This window comes from Cardinium endosymbiont of Dermatophagoides farinae (genome assembly GCF_007559345.1).
Lineage (GTDB): Bacteria > Bacteroidota > Bacteroidia > Cytophagales > Amoebophilaceae > Cardinium.
The window spans coordinates 1,036,038-1,059,047 of record NZ_VMBH01000001.1; the positions used below are offsets into that span (position 1 = coordinate 1,036,038).

At 38.8% G+C, this 23,010-nt stretch carries 16 protein-coding genes and 1 pseudogene; 5 read left to right on the forward strand and 12 right to left on the reverse strand.

Annotation, left to right across the window (positions count from 1 at the left end; genetic code table 11):
- Nucleotides 1-3: 3 nt before the first annotated feature.
- Together FPG78_RS04870 and FPG78_RS04875 are read right to left on the reverse strand one after the other, a co-directional pair.
- Nucleotides 4-1,221: a trans-sulfuration enzyme family protein gene (locus tag FPG78_RS04870; RefSeq protein WP_186292470.1), complete on the reverse strand. Its 1,218-nt coding sequence runs from the start codon at nucleotides 1,219-1,221 to the stop codon at nucleotides 4-6.
- A 292-nt stretch (nucleotides 1,222-1,513) separates the two neighbouring features.
- A complete protein-coding gene (locus tag FPG78_RS04875) occupies nucleotides 1,514-2,359 on the reverse strand; it encodes a glycoside hydrolase family 25 protein (protein ID WP_144086869.1) in 846 nt (281 codons plus the stop codon).
- A 152-nt stretch (nucleotides 2,360-2,511) separates the two neighbouring features.
- Here FPG78_RS04875 and yihA point away from each other — a divergent pair, with 152 nt between their 5' ends.
- On the forward strand, nucleotides 2,512-3,117 hold the full coding sequence (gene yihA / locus FPG78_RS04880; RefSeq protein WP_144086870.1) for a ribosome biogenesis GTP-binding protein YihA/YsxC: 606 nt from the start codon (nucleotides 2,512-2,514) through the stop codon (nucleotides 3,115-3,117).
- Nucleotides 3,118-3,134: 17 nt separating this feature from the next.
- Here the strand turns inward: yihA and FPG78_RS04885 are convergent, their stop codons facing one another.
- From FPG78_RS04885 to recA, 10 genes and pseudogenes are all read right to left on the reverse strand, one after another.
- Nucleotides 3,135-7,397: a translocation/assembly module TamB domain-containing protein gene (locus tag FPG78_RS04885; protein WP_144086871.1), complete on the reverse strand. Its 4,263-nt coding sequence runs from the start codon at nucleotides 7,395-7,397 to the stop codon at nucleotides 3,135-3,137.
- A 735-nt stretch (nucleotides 7,398-8,132) separates the two neighbouring features.
- Nucleotides 8,133-8,639, reverse strand: coding sequence for a hypothetical protein (locus FPG78_RS04890; protein ID WP_144086872.1), 507 nt, complete (start codon nucleotides 8,637-8,639; stop codon nucleotides 8,133-8,135).
- 327 nt (nucleotides 8,640-8,966) lie between these two features.
- Entirely contained in the window at nucleotides 8,967-9,515 is a 549-nt protein-coding gene (locus tag FPG78_RS04895) for a hypothetical protein (RefSeq protein WP_144086873.1), read from the reverse strand.
- A gap of 21 nt (nucleotides 9,516-9,536) precedes the next feature.
- Nucleotides 9,537-10,073: a hypothetical protein gene (locus FPG78_RS04900; RefSeq protein ID WP_144086874.1), complete on the reverse strand. Its 537-nt coding sequence runs from the start codon at nucleotides 10,071-10,073 to the stop codon at nucleotides 9,537-9,539.
- Between the two features lie 94 nt (nucleotides 10,074-10,167).
- The gene (locus FPG78_RS04905; RefSeq protein ID WP_144086875.1) at nucleotides 10,168-10,665 is read right to left on the reverse strand and encodes a hypothetical protein; all 498 of its coding nucleotides are present in this window, start codon (nucleotides 10,663-10,665) and stop codon (nucleotides 10,168-10,170) included.
- Nucleotides 10,666-11,089: 424 nt separating this feature from the next.
- A complete protein-coding gene (locus FPG78_RS04910) occupies nucleotides 11,090-11,761 on the reverse strand; it encodes a hypothetical protein (RefSeq protein WP_223262016.1) in 672 nt (223 codons plus the stop codon).
- 734 nt (nucleotides 11,762-12,495) lie between these two features.
- On the reverse strand, nucleotides 12,496-12,645 hold the full coding sequence (locus tag FPG78_RS07190) for a hypothetical protein (RefSeq protein WP_186292471.1): 150 nt from the start codon (nucleotides 12,643-12,645) through the stop codon (nucleotides 12,496-12,498).
- The gene (locus tag FPG78_RS04915) at nucleotides 12,626-13,570 is read right to left on the reverse strand and encodes an ankyrin repeat domain-containing protein (RefSeq protein WP_144086877.1); all 945 of its coding nucleotides are present in this window, start codon (nucleotides 13,568-13,570) and stop codon (nucleotides 12,626-12,628) included. The genes FPG78_RS07190 and FPG78_RS04915 overlap by 20 nt, the downstream gene beginning before the upstream one ends.
- Before the next feature lie 544 nt (nucleotides 13,571-14,114).
- Nucleotides 14,115-14,981 (reverse strand): hypothetical protein, encoded by an 867-nt coding sequence (locus FPG78_RS04920; RefSeq protein ID WP_144086878.1) that lies wholly within the window; start codon nucleotides 14,979-14,981, stop codon nucleotides 14,115-14,117.
- A 532-nt stretch (nucleotides 14,982-15,513) separates the two neighbouring features.
- A pseudogene (recA, locus tag FPG78_RS04925) lies at nucleotides 15,514-16,523 on the reverse strand (recombinase RecA).
- 153 nt (nucleotides 16,524-16,676) lie between these two features.
- Here recA and FPG78_RS04930 point away from each other — a divergent pair.
- The 4 genes from FPG78_RS04930 to FPG78_RS04945 all read left to right on the forward strand — a co-directional run bounded on the left by FPG78_RS04930 (nucleotide 16,677) and on the right by FPG78_RS04945 (nucleotide 22,249).
- A complete protein-coding gene (locus tag FPG78_RS04930) occupies nucleotides 16,677-19,172 on the forward strand; it encodes a BamA/TamA family outer membrane protein (protein WP_186292472.1) in 2,496 nt (831 codons plus the stop codon).
- A 161-nt stretch (nucleotides 19,173-19,333) separates the two neighbouring features.
- Entirely contained in the window at nucleotides 19,334-19,486 is a 153-nt protein-coding gene (locus FPG78_RS07195) for a hypothetical protein (protein ID WP_186292473.1), read from the forward strand.
- 109 nt (nucleotides 19,487-19,595) lie between these two features.
- Entirely contained in the window at nucleotides 19,596-20,219 is a 624-nt protein-coding gene (locus FPG78_RS04940; protein WP_144086881.1) for a nicotinamide mononucleotide transporter family protein, read from the forward strand.
- 476 nt (nucleotides 20,220-20,695) lie between these two features.
- Complete coding sequence (locus tag FPG78_RS04945; protein ID WP_144086882.1) at nucleotides 20,696-22,249, forward strand: Rne/Rng family ribonuclease; 1,554 nt, start codon at nucleotides 20,696-20,698, stop codon at nucleotides 22,247-22,249.
- Nucleotides 22,250-23,010: the final 761 nt, after the last annotated feature.

Here is a 23,010-nt window from a genome sequence, read left to right on the forward strand (position 1 = left end):
CCTTTAACATAAATCAAGGGTTGCTTTAAGTGCATCAATAAGATCTTGTGCATCCTCAATCCCACAAGATACACGTACAAAACCTTGGCTGATGCCAATGGCTTCTAATTGCGCGGCATCCATTGTTCCATTAGACATAACAGCAGGGTAGGCAATCAAACTCTCTACGCCACCTAAATTGGCACCAAAACTCCATGGACGATGGAGTGCTTTCATAAACTTGCTGCTGGTACCGGCACCTCCTTTCAATACAAAATACAACATCCCACCATGGAGTCCATTAGTATGCTGTCTGTCTGCCAATGATTTTTGGGGGAAGTCAGCCAATCCTGGATACCCCACTTGCGCTACCTTAGCATGCCCTGCTAAAAATGTTGCAATCTGCGCTGCATTGGCAGACTGGGCGCGTATGCGCAAGTGCATGGTTTTAATCGATTGTAAGGTAAAAAAGGCAACCATAGGACTCATAATGCTACCATGCCTATTTCTATAGGAAAAAATTTGAGGGCCATCTGCTGCAGCTGCACAAGCTACTGCTCCACCAATGGTCATATTATGCCCATCATAGTATTTAGTAGTAGATTGAATCACTATATCGGCACCAAACGTTAACGGACAAATCACCATAGGAGAGGCTAATGTACTATCACAAACATGTTTGGCGCCTGCCTGGTGGGCCAATGCACTAACGACAGCCAAATCGGTTAAAGCAAGTGTTGGGTTGGTCGGATACTCTGAAAAAATCAATTTCGTATTGGGTTGTATAGCGGCTTCTATTTCGGCTAGATTGGTAAAATCTACAAAAGAAAAGGCGATACCCAGTTGACCAAAAAGGTCACGTGCCACTTCTTGCGTAGTGGCATAACAGCCATTTGAGAGTATGCAATGGTCCCCATGGCGTAAAAAAGTAGCCATGGTGGTAACAATAGCAGCCATCCCCGAGCCAAAACAATAAGCGGCTTCTGCTTTTTCCAAAGCAGCAATCTTTGCTTCCAATACTGCAACGGTAGGGTTTCTTGAACCAGAATAGGAATGACCCTTGGCCAAATAGGTTTCAATCGATTCCTGCACAAATACAGATGATTGAAAAATAGGTGTAAGAATCGCACCAGTATGGGGTTCTGGACTAACACCAGCATGTACTACTTGGGTAGCTACTTGTAAATGGCTACTAGCCCATCTATGCGTGCCAGGGGTAGCAGGTGGTAATGAGTGGGGCATGACAAAAAAATAAAGTGAAACAAGAAAAATATAGGTTAGCAGCTTCCCGCTTAATATCGCCCGCAAGTTAAAAAAATAGCTTGGAAAAGAAAAACAGCCATAGGAATGCCATTGAAAAGTTTGAGGAAAGGATAAGGGTAGACCTTCTACAAAACCTATTGCTAAATGGCAATTTTGGTGTCGAAACTTGTCTATGCTCCTCAAATACATTTAGTATGCTGCGGTGCTCGACTGCGCTTCTCCTAAAAACTGCTGATCACAAATAGGTTTTGAAGAAGGTCTAATATTTTCGCTATACTATCTTCATCTTATTCAGGTCTACTGGACCGGCAATACCTGGAACCTGCCCTTGATCAGTATATTGCCATATTTTCCAGCTATCCCAACCATTTGGCAATTCGTCTGGCTTCGGTTGGGTTGCACGCCATCTAGCAATCCATAATGGGCATGCTTTAACTATATCAGGCGTTTCTGATACATACGTATCCCAGAAAGATGTTCTTGTATAGATGAAAGGAGTGATGTTGCTATCTTCGAGTAACCGAACACTTTCCTCCGTCACAGACTGAACTAAGTCATATTTAGCCCCCTTGTGTTCCTCTATATCTAGTGCTATGATAGGCTCCCTTAGGTCAGGCAATACGGCCTTCAGCGCTTCTATTTGAGATATAAAATTTTTCATTTGATCCTTAAGCAAACTCGAACCAAACCTTAGAAAGTGATAGGCACCTATTTTCCGGAAGCCTGCAGCCCATGCATGCTTAGCATATGCTATAAACATAGGATCTTGATAGGTTGCACCCTCTGTTGCTTTTGCAATAATAAACTGTTTACCGCTACGATCAGGGGTTAGCTGCCCCCAATCTATTGTTTTTTGATGATGGGATATGTCTATGCCTTCTATACAATCAGACTGCCCTGTGAAATGCTTATACATAGTTAATCTATTAGGTGATAAACATGATATAGATGATATAAAAAGACCAACCATTGCCCATTTGCTTATATGCCTTATCCATGCACCACTATTCAAATAGCTTGAAAGGTATTTCAATCTATATTTTATGTGATTGGCCCACGCAACCGATACCATGATACCACTTGTTTGTCTTACCTGCTGATATTTGGATTTATGCACTTAAGTTTATATGATCCTATAAGCATTAATAAACAAATAATAGTAAAAAACAAAAAAAATATGAAATTGTTTGAATATTCTATTTTTTTATTTTTCTTGCCCCAGTTCGTTTTACTTTCATGTAATTTGATGCACCAATAAAACAATTACATATGAAAATCCATTCTGCTGCACTTGCATCCAGCAATGCGCATTATAAAGTGTGTCCTGAGGATACCAAACCAGAAGTTGCTTTTATAGGGCGTTCCAATGTGGGCAAGTCCTCTTTAATTAATGCGCTGTTGCAACGGAAGCAACTGGCTAGGGTATCTAAAATGCCTGGCAAAACACAATTGATCCATCACTTCTTAGTGAATAACCAGCTCTATTTTGTAGACCTACCAGGATATGGATGGGCACAAGTAGGGCATGCTACAAAAATAAAATGGAAAAAAATGTTGCGGGAATATCTGCTGCATAGATCCAATATGGTTGCTGTCTTTGTATTGATTGATGCCAAAATTGCGCCCCAAGCCATCGATATTGAATGTATAAACTGGCTGGGCCAGCATGCCATTCCTTTTGCTATTATACTTACAAAAGCAGATAAGAAACATAAAATGGTGGCGCAAAAACACCATATGGCTTTAACCCGTATCTTACAACAAGAGTGGGCAACTATACCGCCTCTTTTTATGGTGTCCGCACACAATAGACTAGGAATAGAAAACCTCTTAGGATACATTCAAGCAGTTACAGACCCTAACAGGAGCCTTTAATGCCATCTATCGATTGGCTACCAAAACTTTTTAGTATACGCAAAGCTTATACCAAAAAGGGATCGGTTAGATGCACTATTTAAAGGTTGTTGGTAAAGCTTGGCATGCATATGGTAGGTTTTAGAGATACGATAGGCAATTTCCCAATCATTGATAAAACGAGAGCTTCTTCCCACTGTACTGGAAAGTTTAAGATCCTCTGATAGCAGTAGATAGCTTACTTTAATGCTGGTGTTTTGCAAAATATTTGCTTCCTGATGGTCAGACTGATTCATACCTAGATCAGTTTCTATCTCTAGGTTATGGTTGATTTTAGATACTAAGTTTTGTATGCTTTGCGCAACAAAATCATTGATGCTATTGCTGAGTGCACTCCAACGGCCTATGTTTTGCTCATTATAGATTCTTTTAGCTATTAGCAAGCTTAAGACTTGATGGTTGAGGTAGTTTTTATCCAACAATGCCTTTGAGGCACATTCCTCTAAAGCAATATTTAAGTCAAAATCCATACTTTTTACTGGAAAGAAAAGTTGATATACAATATTTGGATGGGCTAATGTGCCATATGCAGAAAGCATAATTTCCACTGGAATCGGTCGCTTATCTGTACTTTCCGGACAAAGACCTGTTATAGAAGCAATTTGTTTGTAAGATGCACCAATATGGACAATCCCTTCTTGGGGATAACCATTAAAGTTAACCTGGCTATTAGGTGTAATGGTAAATGTTTTTTGAATGAGATTATAAACAGAAACGGTGTAGGTACCGCTCTGAAAGAGGTAATTACCCATTACATATGGCTTACGATTGGTGCCTACCTCTAGCCGCATTGTTCCTGTTCCTTGGCCTTGTAAGATATCGCTGGCATTACCATACGAGCCAAACAATACCTGCGCCTTTATAGTAGGTAGTATGGTTAGGTCAAGAATCAGTTTAATGGCTGATCGATCTTCACTTGTAGAGGCTGTATCTGTCTGATGCTTTGCTTTGGTAGAAACAAACTGTACCAATTTTGTGGTGTTTTCTATGTCTTCTTTATCATGCGCCACAATCGTAAAGCTGCCTTTATCGGCTGTGACTTTCATTTTAAGGAGTAGATCATAGATAGACCCTTCCATTTGTAAAGTCCCAGTGGCATATAGGTCTCCATAGAAATCAGGATGATGGATTCGAGTAGTATGCAATAGATGGAAGGTCTCCATATCCCCTGAAAGCATCAAGGGAAAGCCATCTTGTAGCACCATATGGCCAGATAAAGTAGCATGCCCCAATGCGCTATCCTGTAGATCAAGCTGATCAGCATATAAGCGATTCTCTTGGACCTTTATGGCGCCAGCCACTTGGTAAGAGGTGTTCAAATAGTTAATTTTAAATTTTCCTTTCTCTATGATGCCTTCGCCATTGAGCTTGGGTGCAGCCAGACTACCGGTTAATCGAAACTGTCCGCTTAACCTTCCTCCTATATCTGAACAAACAGATGCAAAAAAGGGATTCAATAGGTCCAAATCCATTTGGTTGAATCTAGTGGTAACGGCTAGGTTATCAGCGGGTTTAATCAGATGATAACAACCATCTATCTGTACCAGCTGTTGGCCTCCTTTTTGGAGCATTCCTGCTAGGACTAATTTATTTTCTAATAGGTTCCAATCTACTTTTGTATGTAAAGTGCCTACAGCATAGTCTTGAATGGCAACCTCTTTTAGCTGTAGGCTACCGGTTGCTATCAGCTGACCTTTTTGAATACGGGCTACTAACTTAGTGTCTAATATACCTTTAAGCGGCCCTACTGCTGAAGCATAGTTTAATGCAAGATGGCGTATGGTACAGCGTAAGGGATCTGTTGTGGGCAATTGCGTAAGCTGACCACCCACGCAAATGGAGGATTGGCCGCTTATAATAGATAAGTTCCCAATCGCTATGCCTAGCTTGGAAATACAACTGGTACGTTCTGTGTGTATGGTCCATATTTTGTCCTTAGTAGTTAAGCTAGAAGGGAGTAGATCAATTTGTATCGCGCTATCAGTAAGTCTACCTGAACAGGCTACAGATAGATGATTGCCATAGCTGGATAAACTATTTAAAATGGTAAATTCATTTTTATCCATAAGCAACTGAAGGGATAAACGATCTGTTTGAAAGGCTTGGCACCAATCCTGCTTATCTGATGCAATGTATAACTGAACCAACCGTTTTTTAGCATCCATAAGATGATGCGCATTCAGTTTTACTTTAAGCTTTTCCAAACTAAACTGCTTACAAGAAAGGGTTGATGCACTAGGCAAACGGAGGGAAAAATGATAATCCTGATCATAGGCGAAATGACCCAAAAAGGTGGTAGAGGGAGCTATATATAGATCACCTGCAAACCAGTTTAAAATTGGCAATATCTTTTTACAGTCGATGACGTAATCTAGATGCAACTGAGCAAGGATGGTGGACCGATCTGCTGGATTTTTAAATCGTCTGATAAGATGGTTGATATGGCTGGCCAAATCATTAATGGTAAATATCCCTTCCAACCTACAATCTATAAGTGGAGAGGTAATGGTTACTAAATCCTTGCTCCCATGTGCTATAGCACGTATAGCAACCTGATTACAGGCTACTTTTTTTGCCAACCCCTGAATGATACATTGATTCAACACAATCTTCCCCCGTGGACGTTTCGTTAATATATCTCTGATTTTAAATGAAAATTTGGTACTAAACGACAGCGGATCCGAGACAAAACCAAGTTTTTCCAAGTCGACCTGTTCTATTATTCCATCTGCTTTTAAGCTTTTAGCCATATGATAGGTACCCGCTACGGTTAACTTTGCATGAGGATCTTTGCTATGTAGCTTAAATGTGGCCATAGCATTGGAAACGATACAGGAGGCTTCTATCTTCTTATACTTATAATGGTGCACCTCGATTTCCGTTAGCTTAGCCGCTGCATCTAGGGTATTGAGATGGGTGCCCTGCGCTTTTATGGCAACTGTTCCAGAAAGCGATTGAATAGGCAGCGCAGGTAGCAATGCCTCTATGGCTACCTTATGCAAGGTTAGGTTACCGGTTACATGCTGTATGGGTTTACCTAGATGGTGTAGGGTTAGATCTGTTTGCACCGCCCCTATATTGGTAGTAATATCGCCAGTTAGTTTGACTGCTTGGGTGTTGCCAAGCAACTTGGCATTGGCTATGCCAATATATTGCAATGGAGTGGGCCATGCTGCTGGCTTTTTCTGTAGGTCATGCATATAGATCCGACCCGCTTGCACAAAGAGATCTCCATCGAGGCCGTTATAAGAACCTGTACCTTGAATATAGCTATCTCCAAAAACCAGTTTACAATTCTTCCATGTCATGGCATAAGGGGTTAAGGAAATGGATCCATCTAGTTTATAGAACATATGTTCCCCCTTAAAAAAATCTGAAAACCGACTTAACTCAATCGATGATAGGGCTGATTGATGTAATGTGGCGTCCAATGCAATAGACCTCTTTTGAAACTCGATTGCTAAATGGCAATTTTGTGGTCTACCTTCCTGATCAGCAACAAGGGGCAGTTTTTTAGCATATTGCACTGTGAAGTCGCCGTGTAGGCTGCTATATTTTGTAATAAAGTGGCAATCTTTAAGCACTACACTATGGGGGGTAATGCTAAACTGGGTCATTAGGTTTTTGCATGTTACAGGGAGGTCACTTGTTTCTTGGTAAGAAAAAGTAGTTAGGGTGCCTGAATGATGATCGGAAGAGGATAAGAAATGGCTGATCGCTAGGTTTATATTTTCCACCTTCAGCGCTTGTTTGTTTATTTGGTTATGGTAGTATAGGTTGACACCGCCTAGTTGAATCTTATTGATCAATAGATCTGTATCTGTTTCTGGTAAAAAGGGCAGCAGCACTTTGTTATAGAATGCAGCGATATTAAAATCCTCCTGGCTATTTTTTTCCAGATACAGTTTTCCTCCTGTTAGGGAAACCGAATCAATCATATCAGGCTTTAGCAAAAGCAAACTAAACAGATTCAGTCTACCTGTACATCCATGAATGGCCAATAAAGGTTTATCTTGAGGATCTGTAACGGTTAGATTTTCCAATGCAATATGACGCAACCAGGTAAGCCGGAAGGCATCGCATGTAATGTGGTAATGGGTAGTTTGATACAGATAGCTTGTTATGCTACGAAGCAGCTGTTGCTGTACCGGAGGTAGGTGAAGCAAGGCCAATAGCGCGGGTGGTAGTATGGCTATAAAAAGCAATAGCTTCCTAAGTGGCTTTACATACCATTTTTTCATTTTATTAAAAGCATTTTTTATATTTTTCAAAGCAAGCAAAGGGGGCGTAAAACATCCAATAAAATCAAGCGCTGGGCAAAAAATTGCGGGAAGCACAGCTTATACAGGCCAATAGTGTAAGTATAAGATTAATTGGATAGAGATCCAATCTTAGGTCTAATAAGGATTTTTTTGTTTCAGGTATAAGGGGTACTACCTAATTGAAACTTTTTACAAAGGGGATTGCTTGTCTTGCGTGGTCAGAAAGCTGTATGGATACCCAATCTGCCGCCAGCTCTATTACAAGGCTGATGCGTCGGTTCACATTAATGGTAAAAAATGAATTTATATTAACTTTGCCTCTGTTCAACCACTAACGTCAGCTTTTTGCCTACCACTTTTTGCTTGATCAAAAAGTGGACAAAAAATCAAGCCCTGTGCAAAAAGTTGCTAAAAGCAGCGCCTAGAGCTGAAAAGAAAAACAGCCTGTTTGAAGCCCGCATAGCGGGCGAGTTCTGTTTTTCCAGCTCTAGGCGCTGCTTTCTAAACGTAACTTTTTACAATGGGCGTTTTTCTCTTTTTAGAGTATAACGTTACCAGATGGCTGAATGGATACAGGCTGATTAGCCTTATTTCCCAATAAATTTTTTATAGAAGCAATGGCTGAATGAACCCTATGCTACTAAATAGATCTGATTCATTTAGCGCCTTGCTCCTATGCATTTATCCTTTTATAGTGGATACTATAACAGCATATTAAACAAACCTGGGTTTGGGTTTGAGTTTGATGGCACTTCTATACAAGAAATCAAGAAGCGGACACTGCTTTGTATATTTATCGGTTTGATCTGCATTTAGGTTCGACCGCACAAATCTCTTTTTAGCCTTTTTAGCTTTTTCAGGCCTAGACTCAATCAGCCTGGACATAAAGTCGCCTCTGCATGCCGATTTCATTATTTTTTCATACGCACTTAGTTTGTGCTCAGGTATAATGATATGATCATAGGTTATTAATTGTGCTCCGGGGTTAAAGGGAACTACACCTGCTACAGGTTTGAGCACGACCTCATTGGAGCCTAATGCTTCCCTTGTGCTGACACAAGAGGAAAAAGTATTCAAGCTTAACAGCGCAGTCAATAGCGCTACCCTAACGTGTATATATTTTTTCATAATCATAATATTGATATTTAATCCTGCTACAATGAACAAATAAGCAGCAAGCACAGTGATTGGAATAAACAACCTATAACTTATCCATACCAAGCCCTCTGCTTAAGTCTATTAAGGCAAATCAAACAAACCTTAATAAGGGATAATGGCAGCAAGGTATCCAAATTACCCCTTAATTTTTTAACTACAAAAAAATAAATACAATTCCAAATAATAGCGATGATATAAAAAGAACATGTATAAAAATATATATTGGGGATAGTAGACCTTCTTCAAAACCTATTTCTAATGGCAGTTTTGGTGTCGAAGCTTGTCTATGCTCCTCAAATACATTTAGTATTCTGCGGTGCTCGACTGCGCTTCTCCTAAAAACTGCTGATCACAAATAGGTTTTGAAGAAGGCCTATAGACTTCTAAGGGCTATGGAACGATAAAATTGCTACTATTATTGGTATTTGATCTAAACAAATCTTTCATCCATTCTGATGTGAGTAAGTCATGCACCCATTTTAAGCTAAGTAAATGCTTCTCCCATTCTGATCTCACTGGAAGATTATTGAATGTTGCGTTCGATGTTGCTGTATATAGATCTAGGCCATCTGTAAACATACCACTACCATTACCGAAGTTTTCATTTGATGCTGATCGCATCGTTGCGTTATCTGGTCCTAATGTTGTAACCATAGAGCTGTTACCAATAGAGCTGTTACTATTTAAAAGGGCGGTATTGCCTACAGGGGTCATTTCTATAATGACCAATATTATACCCAAATTAACAGCAAAAAATGTTACTACCCCTGCCCACCGACAATAACTTCTGCGCAACCTACCTTGAATAAAATCCGATTTTAAGCCCAGGCTAGGACGGCGCATAGCTAGCGACTGCCTTGTATTGACGCAAGAAGATAAGGTATTCAAGCTTAACAACCCAATGAATAGCGCCACCCTAGCATCTCTATATTTTTTCATAGTACTTGATGGTTAATATGGCTACGGAGCGATAAAATGATTACTGCCCTTAGTATTGGGCGCCAACAAGGCCTTTATCCATTCTGGTGTCAGTAAGGAGTTATTCAATTTTAGTGCAAGATTATCGAATGTTGACTCCAATGCTGGCGCATACCCATCTAGTTTGTCTGCAAATAGACTACTACTATTGCCTGAATCTTCATTTAATACTGATCGCATGCTTATATGCCGCCCATCAGATATAGCATTACTACTATTCGCACCAATCATATTGGATACCAATGAGCTGTTTAGAAAGTAGTATAGTGCTGTTACACCCAAAACCAAAAATGTAATGCCGCCTATCACTGCTGGTACACAACGAGGTTTTTTCGAGGGACTACTATGTACTGACCTTTGAAGATTTGTTTCTATCCGATTTTCCATGTCTATAGTGCATACATTTCTGCTTTTAAGACAAGAAGAGAAGGTCTGTGTATGGACACAAGAAAAGAAGGTCTGGAAGCTTAATAGTACGATCAATAGGTTTACCCTAGTATAGGTATATTTTTTTTTCATAATACTAATATTTAAATTTTAAATTAGTCTGCTACAATGAACAAAATAGGATGGCTTTGATGTACATTCCATCATTTAGTACCCATTGATCCATTTATGGCATCATATTTGATTGAGTCCTCCTACCCGCACTGAACTTATCGACTGCCAATGCAAGTGTTTTCTGGAACCTATTTAGCTTCTTTACAGGTATAACACTACTGTTTCCTAATCTTTCATTCGGTATTGATCGCCTTACTGGGTCAAACATAAATGGCCTTACGCCTTTTGTAAAAAAAGCATCCTCACCATGCAAACCAGTCCTATTAAATCCTGATGAACTATTTGTATTGGGCGACATTTTTATGATCCAAGCAGGAAACAGAGTTACCCATAAAATTAGGAAGGTAAACGGTACAATTATTTTAAACTTATCACCAATTCCTGTGTCTTGTTCATAGCGCTGCGTGTAATCCCGCTGCGTGTAATCCCATCTTATCGCTGGATCTCTACCTATAAATGGCTGCCTTGTATGCACACAAGCAGATAAAATATTAAGGCTTAACAGCCCGATCAATAGGCCTACCCTAGCGCATGTATACCTTTTTACCATAGTACCACCATTTAATAATGCTTATACATTTAACATTCAGCAAGAAGCAGCATGATTGCAATAAATAGCCCATAATCCATCCATATCACGCCCGCTGCTTTAATGTATTAACGCAAGTAAAAGAAACCCTAAATAAGGAATAATAGCAGCAAAGCATACAATTATTACTTTTAATTTTGTATTTATAAAAAAATAAATATAATTCCAAATAAAAGTATCAAAAACCACATACCATTTATTTAAGTCAGTAGGAAGCAAGAAACCTTCTGCAAAACCTATTTGTGATCAACAGTTTTTAGGAGAAGCGCAGTCACCAGCATACTAAATGTATTTGAGGAGCATAGACCACAAAATTGCCATTTAGCAATAGGTTTTACAGAAGGTCTATTTCATAATAAGGACTATAAGCAGCATAGATACTGGGTTAATCATACTGATATGGTAGCTTAAGATTCTGCTTTCTTTTAAAGGACTTGCGCCAATGCCGTGTCTTAAAAGGCTTAGCGTTACCCTTATCGAACGTATAGCTTCCTGCGTCCAAGTTTTTTTTATACGCATTTATTGTATCTACAGAGATGCCTCTATTATGGTCTGATGTTTTATTTAATGTTGATGGATTGAATGGACTGATGATTGGATCGATGGCATTGCTGCCATCCGAGTGGGTCCTATGGAATATTGATGGCCTATTGCTCATATGCGATAGAATGACCCAACTGGGAAAACCAATTGTCCATAACATTAAGATGAACAACGGCCCAAATTTTTGCAAATTATGCTTAAGCCTTGATTCCGATGGATAGGGCGAATGGTATGATCGCTTATGATCTCTACTACCTAATACTTGCCTTGTATCTACACAAGCAGATAAACTTTGAAAGGCTAACAACCCGATCAGTAAACCTACCCTAGCGGATCTATACCTTTTTTCCATAGTAGTCTGATTTAAATAATGGTACAATTTAAATATGAATGGCAGACCAGTGATTAGATCACTACCATAATCTATATCATGGTGGAATTGTTTGACTGATGTAGAGAACCAATAAAAGTAAGCGCATATATTATTACGCCGCCCGCAATACAAACCAAGCATAGATTTCTTGCTACCGAGCAACAGCTGCGGAAATTTCTATTGCTCAGCTTGCTACGCTTGGAGATGGTACAGACATGGTTATCGGAAGAATAGAACCTATTCGATTTAGGCGAACGCTCATCTACTTCGTGAATAGTAGAGAGCCCTCTATTAGGGATACTTCCATTAGGGAGGGGTCCATTAGGGAGAGAAAAAGAGGGTGTATATGCTTCACCCATTTTCACATAAGTGTTCATATAAATCTCCTAATTATTGTGACGAGGAAATGACGATTTCTCTGACGTTTTCTTTGCGTTTATTACATAAACAGACAATGGATCTTCCCATAGAGCTTTTGCCCTGTATGCACACAGGAGGATAAGATATTTAAGGTGAATAGCCCAATCAATAGGACTACCCTATAGTGTGTATATGTTTTCATAGCATTTTATTTTTAATTACAAGGAATTATATCCTTACTTTTTGCTTGATCAAAGGCATCTTTCTCTTACTTTTTGCTTGATCAAAAAGTAAGCAAAAAATCAAACGCTAATGAAAAAAGTCGCTGAAAGCACAGCTTACAGATAGAAAAACAGAAGCCACCCTGTAGGCTCCATTAAAAATTGTTTTTCTTAATCATCTGTAAGCTGTGCTTTCTGATCGCAACTTTTTTCAAAGGCGCGTTTTTGCTTGCCTTATAATTAAAACCATTGCCTTAACAGATACTTGGCTAAAGGACAATCTTGACTAGTGTATTATGCACATTTTCCCGATTCACGAAATTTTTCTGCAACCTCATGTAATTTATTTATAATATCAGACTGATTCTCAAACTTAGGAGTGGCTTTTGCATAGGCTTCTGCATCTTCACCGTATTTATATTTTCTATAATGGATTTGCTCCATTTTTTAGTAAAAATTCAAATATATCCTTATTTTTATCCTTATCAATCAGTCCTTCAGCTGCAAATAAGTTTATTGTCCAAAACAGGGCTGTCCTCCCAAGCCTATCTTGTGCATTCACATTCGCCTGCTTATCTCCTATTAAGAATTGAACAGCTTCTATATTACTAACGTTGATTGCATACATCAATAAAACATATTTATCTTCATTCGTTGCATCTATCTTTAAACCTTGATTAAGCCAATATTCTATCCTTGCCTCCGCAAAATTACTATCCTTAATGTCCTGTATGATCTGCTCATGTAAAAACATAGGATCACTAGCAACGAGTAAAGCATCAGCGCACTCTTGATGGCCTTTATCCTTAGCTAAATTAAATGGAGTTTTATCATCGGAATTTGTTAGGCTCGGATTAATATTCTTGCATTCTAATAACAGCCTAACCACATCTTTATGACCCGCTCCTGCTGCTAAATGCAAGGCAGTATTCCCATCTAGATTCTGTTCATTTACCTTAATCTTATCTCCATATTTCTCTAGGAGTAGCCCTACAACACCTTTATAACCATTCTGAACTGCCATATGCAAAGCAGTATTACCTGACCCTGGATCTTTAGCCGTAACATCTAGCCTATCTTCATCTTCACCTTCAGTCAATAAAATTTTAGCCATTTCCAATCGTGGCTCCTTAAACGCAAGTGCATATACAAGAGTATTTAAATTTTCCCCCGCGTTATTAATATGAGTCCGTTTGTCTTTGACTAAACTCCGAAATATTTGTTCATTATTGTTCCATATAGCCAATCCTATTGGTGTCAGATTTGGCCTTGGACCTACTACCGGGTTTAAACACTTTTGTACATCTTCTTGTGCTGAACTATCACCTTGTGTATCCATGTGTATCCATTCCTCGACTTGTACTGACACAAGAAGATAAAATATTGAAGCTTAATAGCCCAACGCATAGGCCTATCCTAGCGTATGTATACTTTTTCATAGCATTGATATTTATAAATGTATAATTTTAATATTATTAAATTTATTAAATCACTAACTAATAGGCAATATTGCTGCAATAGCCCCCCTTGCGAAACCCAACTGCTTGCTAAGCTGAATAAGATAAGGGCATAATAAAATAATATAGAACCGAGGGATCCGCTAAGCCCATTGCATAATTTTTATTAAAATAAGAGTATTAAAAAATAAATATAATTACAAATAAAAATGGCTAAAAAATCACTTAACCCTACAAAAACTTATCGGTAACGTAAAAACTTATATAAAAAGACTAGCCAGAAAGCTGGAAAATCAACATCCGCCATACAAACCTAACCAATCTGATTTGATCTTTCAGATCATCTTTAAGAGCAGATCTTTGATAAGCGCATTATTTCATAATAGGCTCGAGGAAACTGAGGGGACAACGGCGTTAACATGTTAGTTAACGCCATTGGCTAAATAGATGCCAGGTTCATGCAACACCGCTTAAATTATTTTTCAATAATGCTTTCATAGCATCATTTTTTGCATACTGTATTAATATCCGCCCTTGCGACTGTAAGTATAGAGAGGCGACTGTATTGTTCTCTGCTGTTGCCTTATTGTGCATAGTGCACCCCTGGATGATATCTCTTGCATCGATATTTACATCGTTATTTAACAAACATCCTATAAAGTCTATCGAAGAATTGCCCGTCTTATCCTGTAGGACTTTCTCTAAAACTGCCATAGTCTGCTCACCTATAACCACAATCTTCCCTGCTGGTACTCTACCATTGGGCTTCTCGGTAGTAGTCACTGAGTCCTCTGGAACCGATTCTATCGTACTACTAAGGATTGACTGCATAGTGTTACCATCAAACTGGTCCTCTGGTGCTGGTGTTGTGGTATTCCAGCGGCCTTCTGTAGTATTGCCCTTAAACAAATTCGCCGGGTCCTTTTCTATCGCCTTCAGAGCTAATTCTGTTGTTGTCTTATTCATGTTTCCATCTACTAATAACGTATCATTTCTCCATGGAAGTACATGGGTTCCATTCCAACAGGTTCCCAGAGATTGATCTGAAGTAGCAAGTGAATTTAGGCCTAAGAGATAAGAAATTACTACATAGCCTCCATATAAGCCTCCATATAGGGCTCCACCAATCAAAAAAGCACTTCCACCATATACAAGACATGCTACCGGCCACCTCATATGCTGACGAGTAACCTTAACTTTGCTGGAGGGATTATACGCTCTAGTATAGTTACCCTTGAACCCTGATTTACAACAACAAGCATTATAAATGCTATCCTTTACACCTGCCCCTAACTCCTGCCTCATATTCGTACAAGAAGACAAGATATTTAAACTTAATAGCCCAATGCATAGCTTATCTTATAATTTGTATACTTTTTCATAACATTGCTATTTAAATTGTATGTTATCATCACCAACAAGCAGCATTGGCTCAATGGATAGCTTATCATTGCGCCCATTCTGCTTTAAATTCTTTAAAAGAAAAACAACCCCTAACTAGGGGTAATGGCAGAAAGTCATCCAATCTTACCCTTTTTTCATTAATGAAAAAAAATAAACACAATTCCAAATAAAAACGAATAGAAAAAGCAATGCCTAATAAAAGGGAAAATTCAGGATAAGTAATTTTTGATTGATAAAGAGGTTTTTTTTATCAATATAAACAGCAGATAACCATTAGGGGAAGGGTAATGTATACCGCTTTTATATGAGACCTTCTGGAAAACCTATTGCTAAATGGCAATTTTGTGGTCTATGCTCCTCAAATACATTTAGTATGCTGGTGACTGCGCTTCTCCTAAAAGCTGCTGATCACAAATAGGTTTTGCAGAAGGTCCAATAGATGGTTTGTTATTTAGCTCTTATGCAGCGCATCAGCAATCTTTGCTTTAATAGCTGCTTCAATTTTATGAAAGAGTTCTGGATGGTCATTTAACAGCTCCTTGCTGGCCTCCCTGCCTTGGGCAAGCTTATGCTCTTCATAGGAAAACCAAGAGCCAGCTTTCTTTACAATGCCTAATTCTACGCCAATATCAATCAGCTCTCCAACCTTAGAAATCCCCTCTCCATAGACAATATCAAATTCAACGACCCTGAAAGGGGAGCTACTTTATTTTTTACAATCTTAACGCGTGTGCGTTTCCCTGATACGGTTCCATCACTCTCTTTTAAAGAGGTGACACTACGAATATCCAAACGAACAGAGGCGTAGAACTTTAATGCATTGCCGCCAGTAGTGGTTTCTGGGTTACCAAACATAACGCCAATTTTCTCTCTCAACTGGTTGATAAAAATGCAAGCACACCCTGTCTTATTAATGGTTCCGGTCAGCTTGCGCAGGGCTTGTGACATCAAACGGGCTTGTAAACCCATTTTGCTATCACCCATGTCGCCTTCTAACTCACTACGTGGGACCAATGCTGCAACAGAGTCAATTACTAAAATGTCTATGCTGCCAGAACGAATGAGATGCTCAGCTATTTCTAGCGCTTGCTCTCCATCATCTGGTTGGGCAATCAGCAAGTTTTCTGTATCTATCCCCAAACGTTCTGCATAGCTTTTATCAAAAGCATGCTCGGCATCAATAAAAGCAGCTAGCCCGCCTTTTTTTTGCGCTTCTGCAATGCAATGCAAAGAAAGCGTTGTTTTGCCAGAAGATTCTGGTCCATAAATCTCAATGATTCTTCCACGTGGTATCCCACCTACGCCTAATGCAAGGTCTAAACCAAGAGATCCTGTGGAGATAACAGGAATATCTACTACATGACTGTCGCTTAACCGCATAACCGCACCGCGGCCATATGTTTTCTCTAGCTTGTCAATGGTAACTTGTAGCGCTTTTAATTTTTCTGTATGATCCGTCATAGTTTATGTTATAAAAAATATAAATGGCCTAAATGTCGGTTAAACATACTACATTTATTTGATATGGCATCACACTAGACCGCTTTGCAAGACTATTCCTTTATATCTTGTATCTTTAGTAGCACTTTCAATATAGACTACACTTTAAAAATTTTGAATACAATAAAGTTGAAAACTTCTTTCTTAGGTCAGAAAAAACCTATTATACAACGCATCCTACAGCTACTGCTAGCTATTTATGGTAGCTGTCCATATGCAACTGCTACTACTAGACCTCTTTCGAAAGCGATTTATGATCAGCAATTTTTAGGAGAAGCGCAGTCTAACACCGCAGCATACTCGGATGTATGTGAGGAGCATAGACCAGCTTCGACACCAAAATTGCCATCAGAAATCGAATTTCGAAAGAGGTCTAAAGGAACTTTACCTATTAAGGAGATAATCATAGGTGTAAGCAACAAGCATAAGCAAGCATTGCAAAAACACTCTATCTACCAACCCAATGTTACTTTTTTAGGCATGCCCATCGAAAAATGGCTGTATCAGTGGGGTAAAAACCATTTCAACCCTGAAAAAATAAAAAATGAGATCGCCGCAATTCAGCAACTATATGCATACCGCATCAGCAAGGCAACCAGTGAAAAAGAAAAAACGAGGCTTGCGGCCAAACGAGACAAACTGATCCAACGAAAAGAATTTGCAGCGGTACATGGGAACCGCCTTATGCGTATGGGTGAAAAACCGCTATACTATGATCCAATGTATGTACGCCATAATGAAAAAATATTTTTAAACTATCTCCATTCAAAAGGATATTTAGATGCTGAGGTTACCAGCAAGACGGACATCCAAAAAAAAATAGTACGCGTAACCTATTACATAAAGCAGCAAAATCTATATAAAATTGCTTCAACCAGTCTGCAAGTAGCCTATAAACCAATACGGGATCTATTAGCCAGCCACAGTGGTGAAAGCTTTATTAAAATAGACGCCCCTTATGGGTATCAAGATTTTGTCAACGAGCAAGAACGTATTGTCAACTTATTAGCTGATAATGGCTACTTTGAGTTTGACGAACAGTATGTTTACTTTAAAGCCGATCTATCAAAAAATGATCATACAATAGGGGTGACTACTATAGTAGGCGTACCAGAATCTACAGTAGATAAAACCAAAATAGGACGGATCATAGTGGACTTAACCACCCAAAAGCAGCACCAATCCAATGCTGGCAACCTACAAACAAAAGTATGTCAAGGCCTCTTTTTTTTGGTTCCATCAGATGGATATCCTCTAGATGATCTAGCCAGCAAAATACCCCTTCGACCTGGTGATTTTTATAACAAAAGTAAGATTTTAGAAACATATGAACGGCTCTACCGAATTGCTACATTTGAATCTATTGCCATTTTACCCAAAATAGAAGCAGGTGAGCTCGTCATTTATATTCATGCAAAGCCTTATGAACGTGTAAGGTTGCAAACAGAATTCGGAGGGGAGTGTATTAACCTAGACCTTAAAAGACTCCGCCCTACCATCAAACTAAACCCTACGATAAGGCGCGTTGGTGGACTAGGATTATTAAACATAGAAGCAAGCATTGCGCTTAGGGAAGAATTTATAACGAAAACAGCCGCTAATCTTTCCCAGAATATTACATATGGATTACGGGGTAAATTCACTACACCACGTTTTATACTGTGTTTACCACGAAAAACCAATCTGATGCTGGAAAATTTTAATCCAAGCACCACCATAGATATCGGGTATAGTTTTACAAAAAATGCCATTTACAATAGCAAAAAAATAGATGCCATGTTGAACTATGATTGGTACAGCAAACATGTTGCATACCAACTTTCACCATTTAAAGTGGCATTTGATTACCCCCAAGTGGTAGATGCAACAAAAATAAGCCAACTTAAAACAAAATTAAGGTTACCCTCTCTTTTGACAAGCATAGGATGCATAGCTACCATAAGAGCAGCCACCCCTACCCTATATTTAAATTCGTTAGAAAGGTATAAATGGATGGTTTCCATTGGCATAGAACATGGAGGATTATATGAACATCTTGCACTATTCAAGAAAATTTTACCTAAACCATTTGAAGTGTATAAGTATATTAAAATTGATATCGGATACCGCCATGCTTTTAACCTTACACCCTATACGACACTAGCTTACCAGGCTAAATTAGGTACTGCTAGGGGCTATACTGCAACAGATAAGGTCCATCCAGACAAACAATATGCAATAGGAGGATATGGTAGCGTTCGGGCTTGGGATAAACAAATGATTGGCCCTGGTGTATACGAAGGAGATAAAAAGGAAGAACGAAAAGGTGATCTGCTCTTGCTAGGCAATATAGAGCTACGCCGAAAGCTAATTGGCTACCTAGAGGGCGCCCTTTTCCTGGATATAGGAAATACTTGGCGGTTGTCAAAAAATGAACCATCAGCAATGCAATTCTATTTAGATAAATTTTACAAAGCATTTGCTATAGGAGGTGGATTTGGGTTAAGATTAAATTTTTACAATACCTTTGTACTATGTGGGGATTTAGCTTTTCCGTTGCATAGACCTTCTGGAAAGAAAATAAAAAAGCTAGAACCCTTTTTCAATTTAGCCATTGGCTATCCTTTTTAAGGATATAAAAAATTAATTAAGCCATAATCATAATTATATGCAACCAAATACAATAACACTCAGGTTAGATATCACTGAAGTGAATGTAATTATCAAGTCCCTCTCTGAGAGGCCTTTTCGAGAAGTATATGAATTAATAGGTAAAATCCATACACAGTCCAATGCACAACTCAAACCAAATGGCACGCAACTCCAACCCAATGAATTACCAAATCATCACCAGCTACATGACAAAAGATAATAGACCTTCTGCAAAACCTATTTGTGATCAGCAGTTTTTAGGAGAAGCGCAGTCGAGCACCGCAGAATACTAAATGTATTTGAGGAGCATAGACAAGCTTCGACACCAAAATTGCCATTAGAAATAGGTTTTGCAGAAAGCCTAACCATATATTGTAACCTCATTTACATTACTTTTTACATATGACGAAAGACCAACTTTTCACCGCCATAATCGGCGCAGGAAAATGGTTAATCCATGACCAACAAAGCTTATTGGAATTTAGTGTAGTCATTGCATCCATTTTGGCCCATGTTTTAGAGGCACGCCAAAATATTTGGAGCAAAATTTTGGCTTTTCCTATTGCTTTTACAAACATTTATGTCTATTCCGTTAGACAGCTCTATGGAAAAGTAATCTATAGCATTATTTTTATATTCTTCAATCTATATGCCTATCTAAGATGGAAGGGAAGCATCCGTCGAAAACCTGTAGAAGTGAGCAGAACCTCTCATAAGATGCTTTTATCCATTACCGGTATGAGCATGTTAGGTGGGATGGGTTGCCACCTTATAATAGGCAAGTATCTGCATGCTGCATCATATGGCGATGCCTATTACCTTTCTTTTGGTTTTATGGACAAGTGGCTTATGTCACATAAAAAATTAGAAAGGTGGACCATTGCGCTTTTTCGCCACATAGCCTTCTCGCTGGCTTGCTATCAAATAGGGGCGATCATGCTATGTATCCATCACCTTATTTTATCATGTATAGGCATTTATGGTCAAATCAAATGGTATACATCTTACAAAGGGAACCTACCCTAACACTTTCCTTAGGGTAGCATACAGCGCGTACAGCGCCATTATAGTTAGAATAATAAGCAGGTATGCATACAATTAAAGAAAAAAACAGTAAATTGGAGGAATTAATGCCCAATGCCTAAACCGTGTTGGACTTCCAATAGGGTCTATCATCTTAATGGATAGACCATTTTAAACGTAAGCGAATGGCACCTGCTCACCTAAGAAGATGTTATAATAGGGAGGCGGTGCCATTCCAGAGTGATATTAAAATATAACCTACGAAATCTTAGTAAAATGCCTTGCGGTAGGAAAAGAAAAAGACAAAAGATAGCTACACATAAGCGTAAAAAACGTCTTAGGTTAAATAGACATAAAAAGAAAAATAGATAGCACTTAGGTGCCAAGAAGCATTATTATCTACTTTGCTTAACTATTTATTAAAATAGGCTACTAATTGCTTTCTGGGTTTCTGTAAAAAACGTAAACAAAATGAGCACGTGGGTAACGAATTAATAATTAATAGTACGGATAATAATTGTAGAATAGCACTGTTAAAAGATGGAAATCTTTTTGAATATCAGGTAGAAAAAGAAGACAATAAGTTTAAAGTAGGCGACATTTACTTAGGGGTTATTAAAAAAGTAGTGCCCAGTTTAAATGCAAGTTTTGTGGATGTAGGGTACAAGAAAGATGCTTTTTTGCATTATTTGGATCTTGGTCCACAATTCAATTCTCTGAAAAAGGCTATTCGATATGTCAGGCATAAACAAGGGAATATAAAAAATCTAGTTGAATTTGTAGTTGAGCCGCCCATAGACAAGCTGGGTAAAATTGGAGATCTACTAACAAAAGGGCAAGAGGTATTGGTCCAAATCGTAAAGGAACCTATTTCAAGTAAAGGTCCACGTATAGCTTCTGAATTGACTTTACCTGGTCGTTATATGATTCTTATACCCTTTGTAGATACGATTAGTATTTCCAAAAAAATTACAAATGCAGAAGAGCGTGATCGGCTGCACCGTTTAATCGCTTCCATTAAGCCTAAAGATTTTGGTGTAATTGTGCGTACGGTGGCCAAAGGAATCGATGTGGCCACATTGGACAGAGATCTAAGAGATCTTATCGATAAGTGGCAAAAGGGGATGGAGCAACTGGTTACTGCACTGCCTGGCGAAAAAGTTATCGGGGAAGTAAATAGAGCCTATACTATTTTACGAGACATGCTCAATGAGTCTTTTGACAGCATTGTCGTAGATGACCAGCTTCTTTATACCGAAATAAAGCAGTACATCCATACTATTGCACCTGATAAAGAAAAAATTCTTAAATTCCATCAAGGTAAGATCAAACTCTTTGAGCAATTGGGTATAGAAAGGCAACTGAAAACCTTGTTTGGTCAAACGGTTGGCATAGAAGGGGGGGGGTATTTAGTGATTGAGCATACGGAAGCGATGCACGTCATTGATGTGAACAGCGGCAACAGGGCGCTGGACGAAGAAGGGCAAGGGAAAATGGCTTTAAATGTCAATTTAGCTGCTGCACAAGAAATTGCACGCCAGTTGCGTTTGCGCGACATGGGGGGCATTATAGTAGTGGATTTTATAGATATTAAGGACATAGAAGATCGTAAGCTGCTTTATCAAAAAATGAAGGAGCTGATGAAAGAAGACCGCGCTAAAACTTCTGTTTTGCCCCTGTCAAAGTTTAGCATTATGCAAATCACACGACAGCGGGTACGCCCAGAAATGAATGTAGTCACAAGAGAACTTTGCCCATCTTGTAATGGAACAGGAAAGATCGATGCTTCTATATTGGTTGCAGAAAAAATTGAAGAAAACTTGCGTCTTGTCTTGATGAATCAAAACGAAAAAGGCATAAGGCTCTTGCTGCACCCTTATCTCTATGCCTATTTTACTAAAAACTTGATCTCTAAAAGATTGAAGTGGTTTTTAAGATATGGCAGATGGGTTACATTGGTTGAAGATTCTTCAATGGCAGTAACAGATTACAAACTTGTCAATCAAAATCAAGAAGAAATAGAACTCCATTAGTGCTTTTTTACAATAGACCTTCTGTAAAACCTATTTGTGATCAGCAGTTTATAGGAGAAGCGCAGTCGAGCACCGCAGAATACTAAATGTATTTGAGGAGCATAGACAAGCTTCGACACCAAAATTGCCATTAGAAATAGGTTTTGCAGAAGGTCTAATATTATGCCAAGTAGGCTTGGTTCATTTGTAAGCCAAGCCTACCTACTTATTCAAGCAGAACGCAGTAGAAGAGACCTTCTGCAAAACCTATTTGTGATCAGCATTTTTAGGAGAAGCGCAGTCGAGCACCGCAGAATACTAAATGTATTTGAGGAGCATAGACCACAAAATTGCCATTTAGCAATAGGTTTTGCAGAAGGTTTAAGGAATGGACAAGTCCCACTTTTTACTTGAACCCAAGTATTTATGCAACCAACTGGCCATGTTAAGCTTGGATAATTAAAAAGGAACCCTTAGATTACTGCTAAGCAGAAGATAAATTTAAAGCCATTAGACCTTCTGTAAAACCTGTTTGTGATCAGCAGTTTTTAGGAGAAGCGCAGTCGCCAGAATACTAAATGTATTTGAGGAGCATAGACCACAAAATTGCCATTTAGCAATAGGTTTTGCAGAAGGTCTATTGAGCCGCTTTAAGCAATTATCCGCTCGACATTATGACGCATACAAAAAGAATACATCTATTCTGCTTTTTGCTTGATCAGAAGGTAAGCAAAAAATCAAGCCCTGATGGAAAAAGTTGCTGAAAGCACAGCTTGCAGATG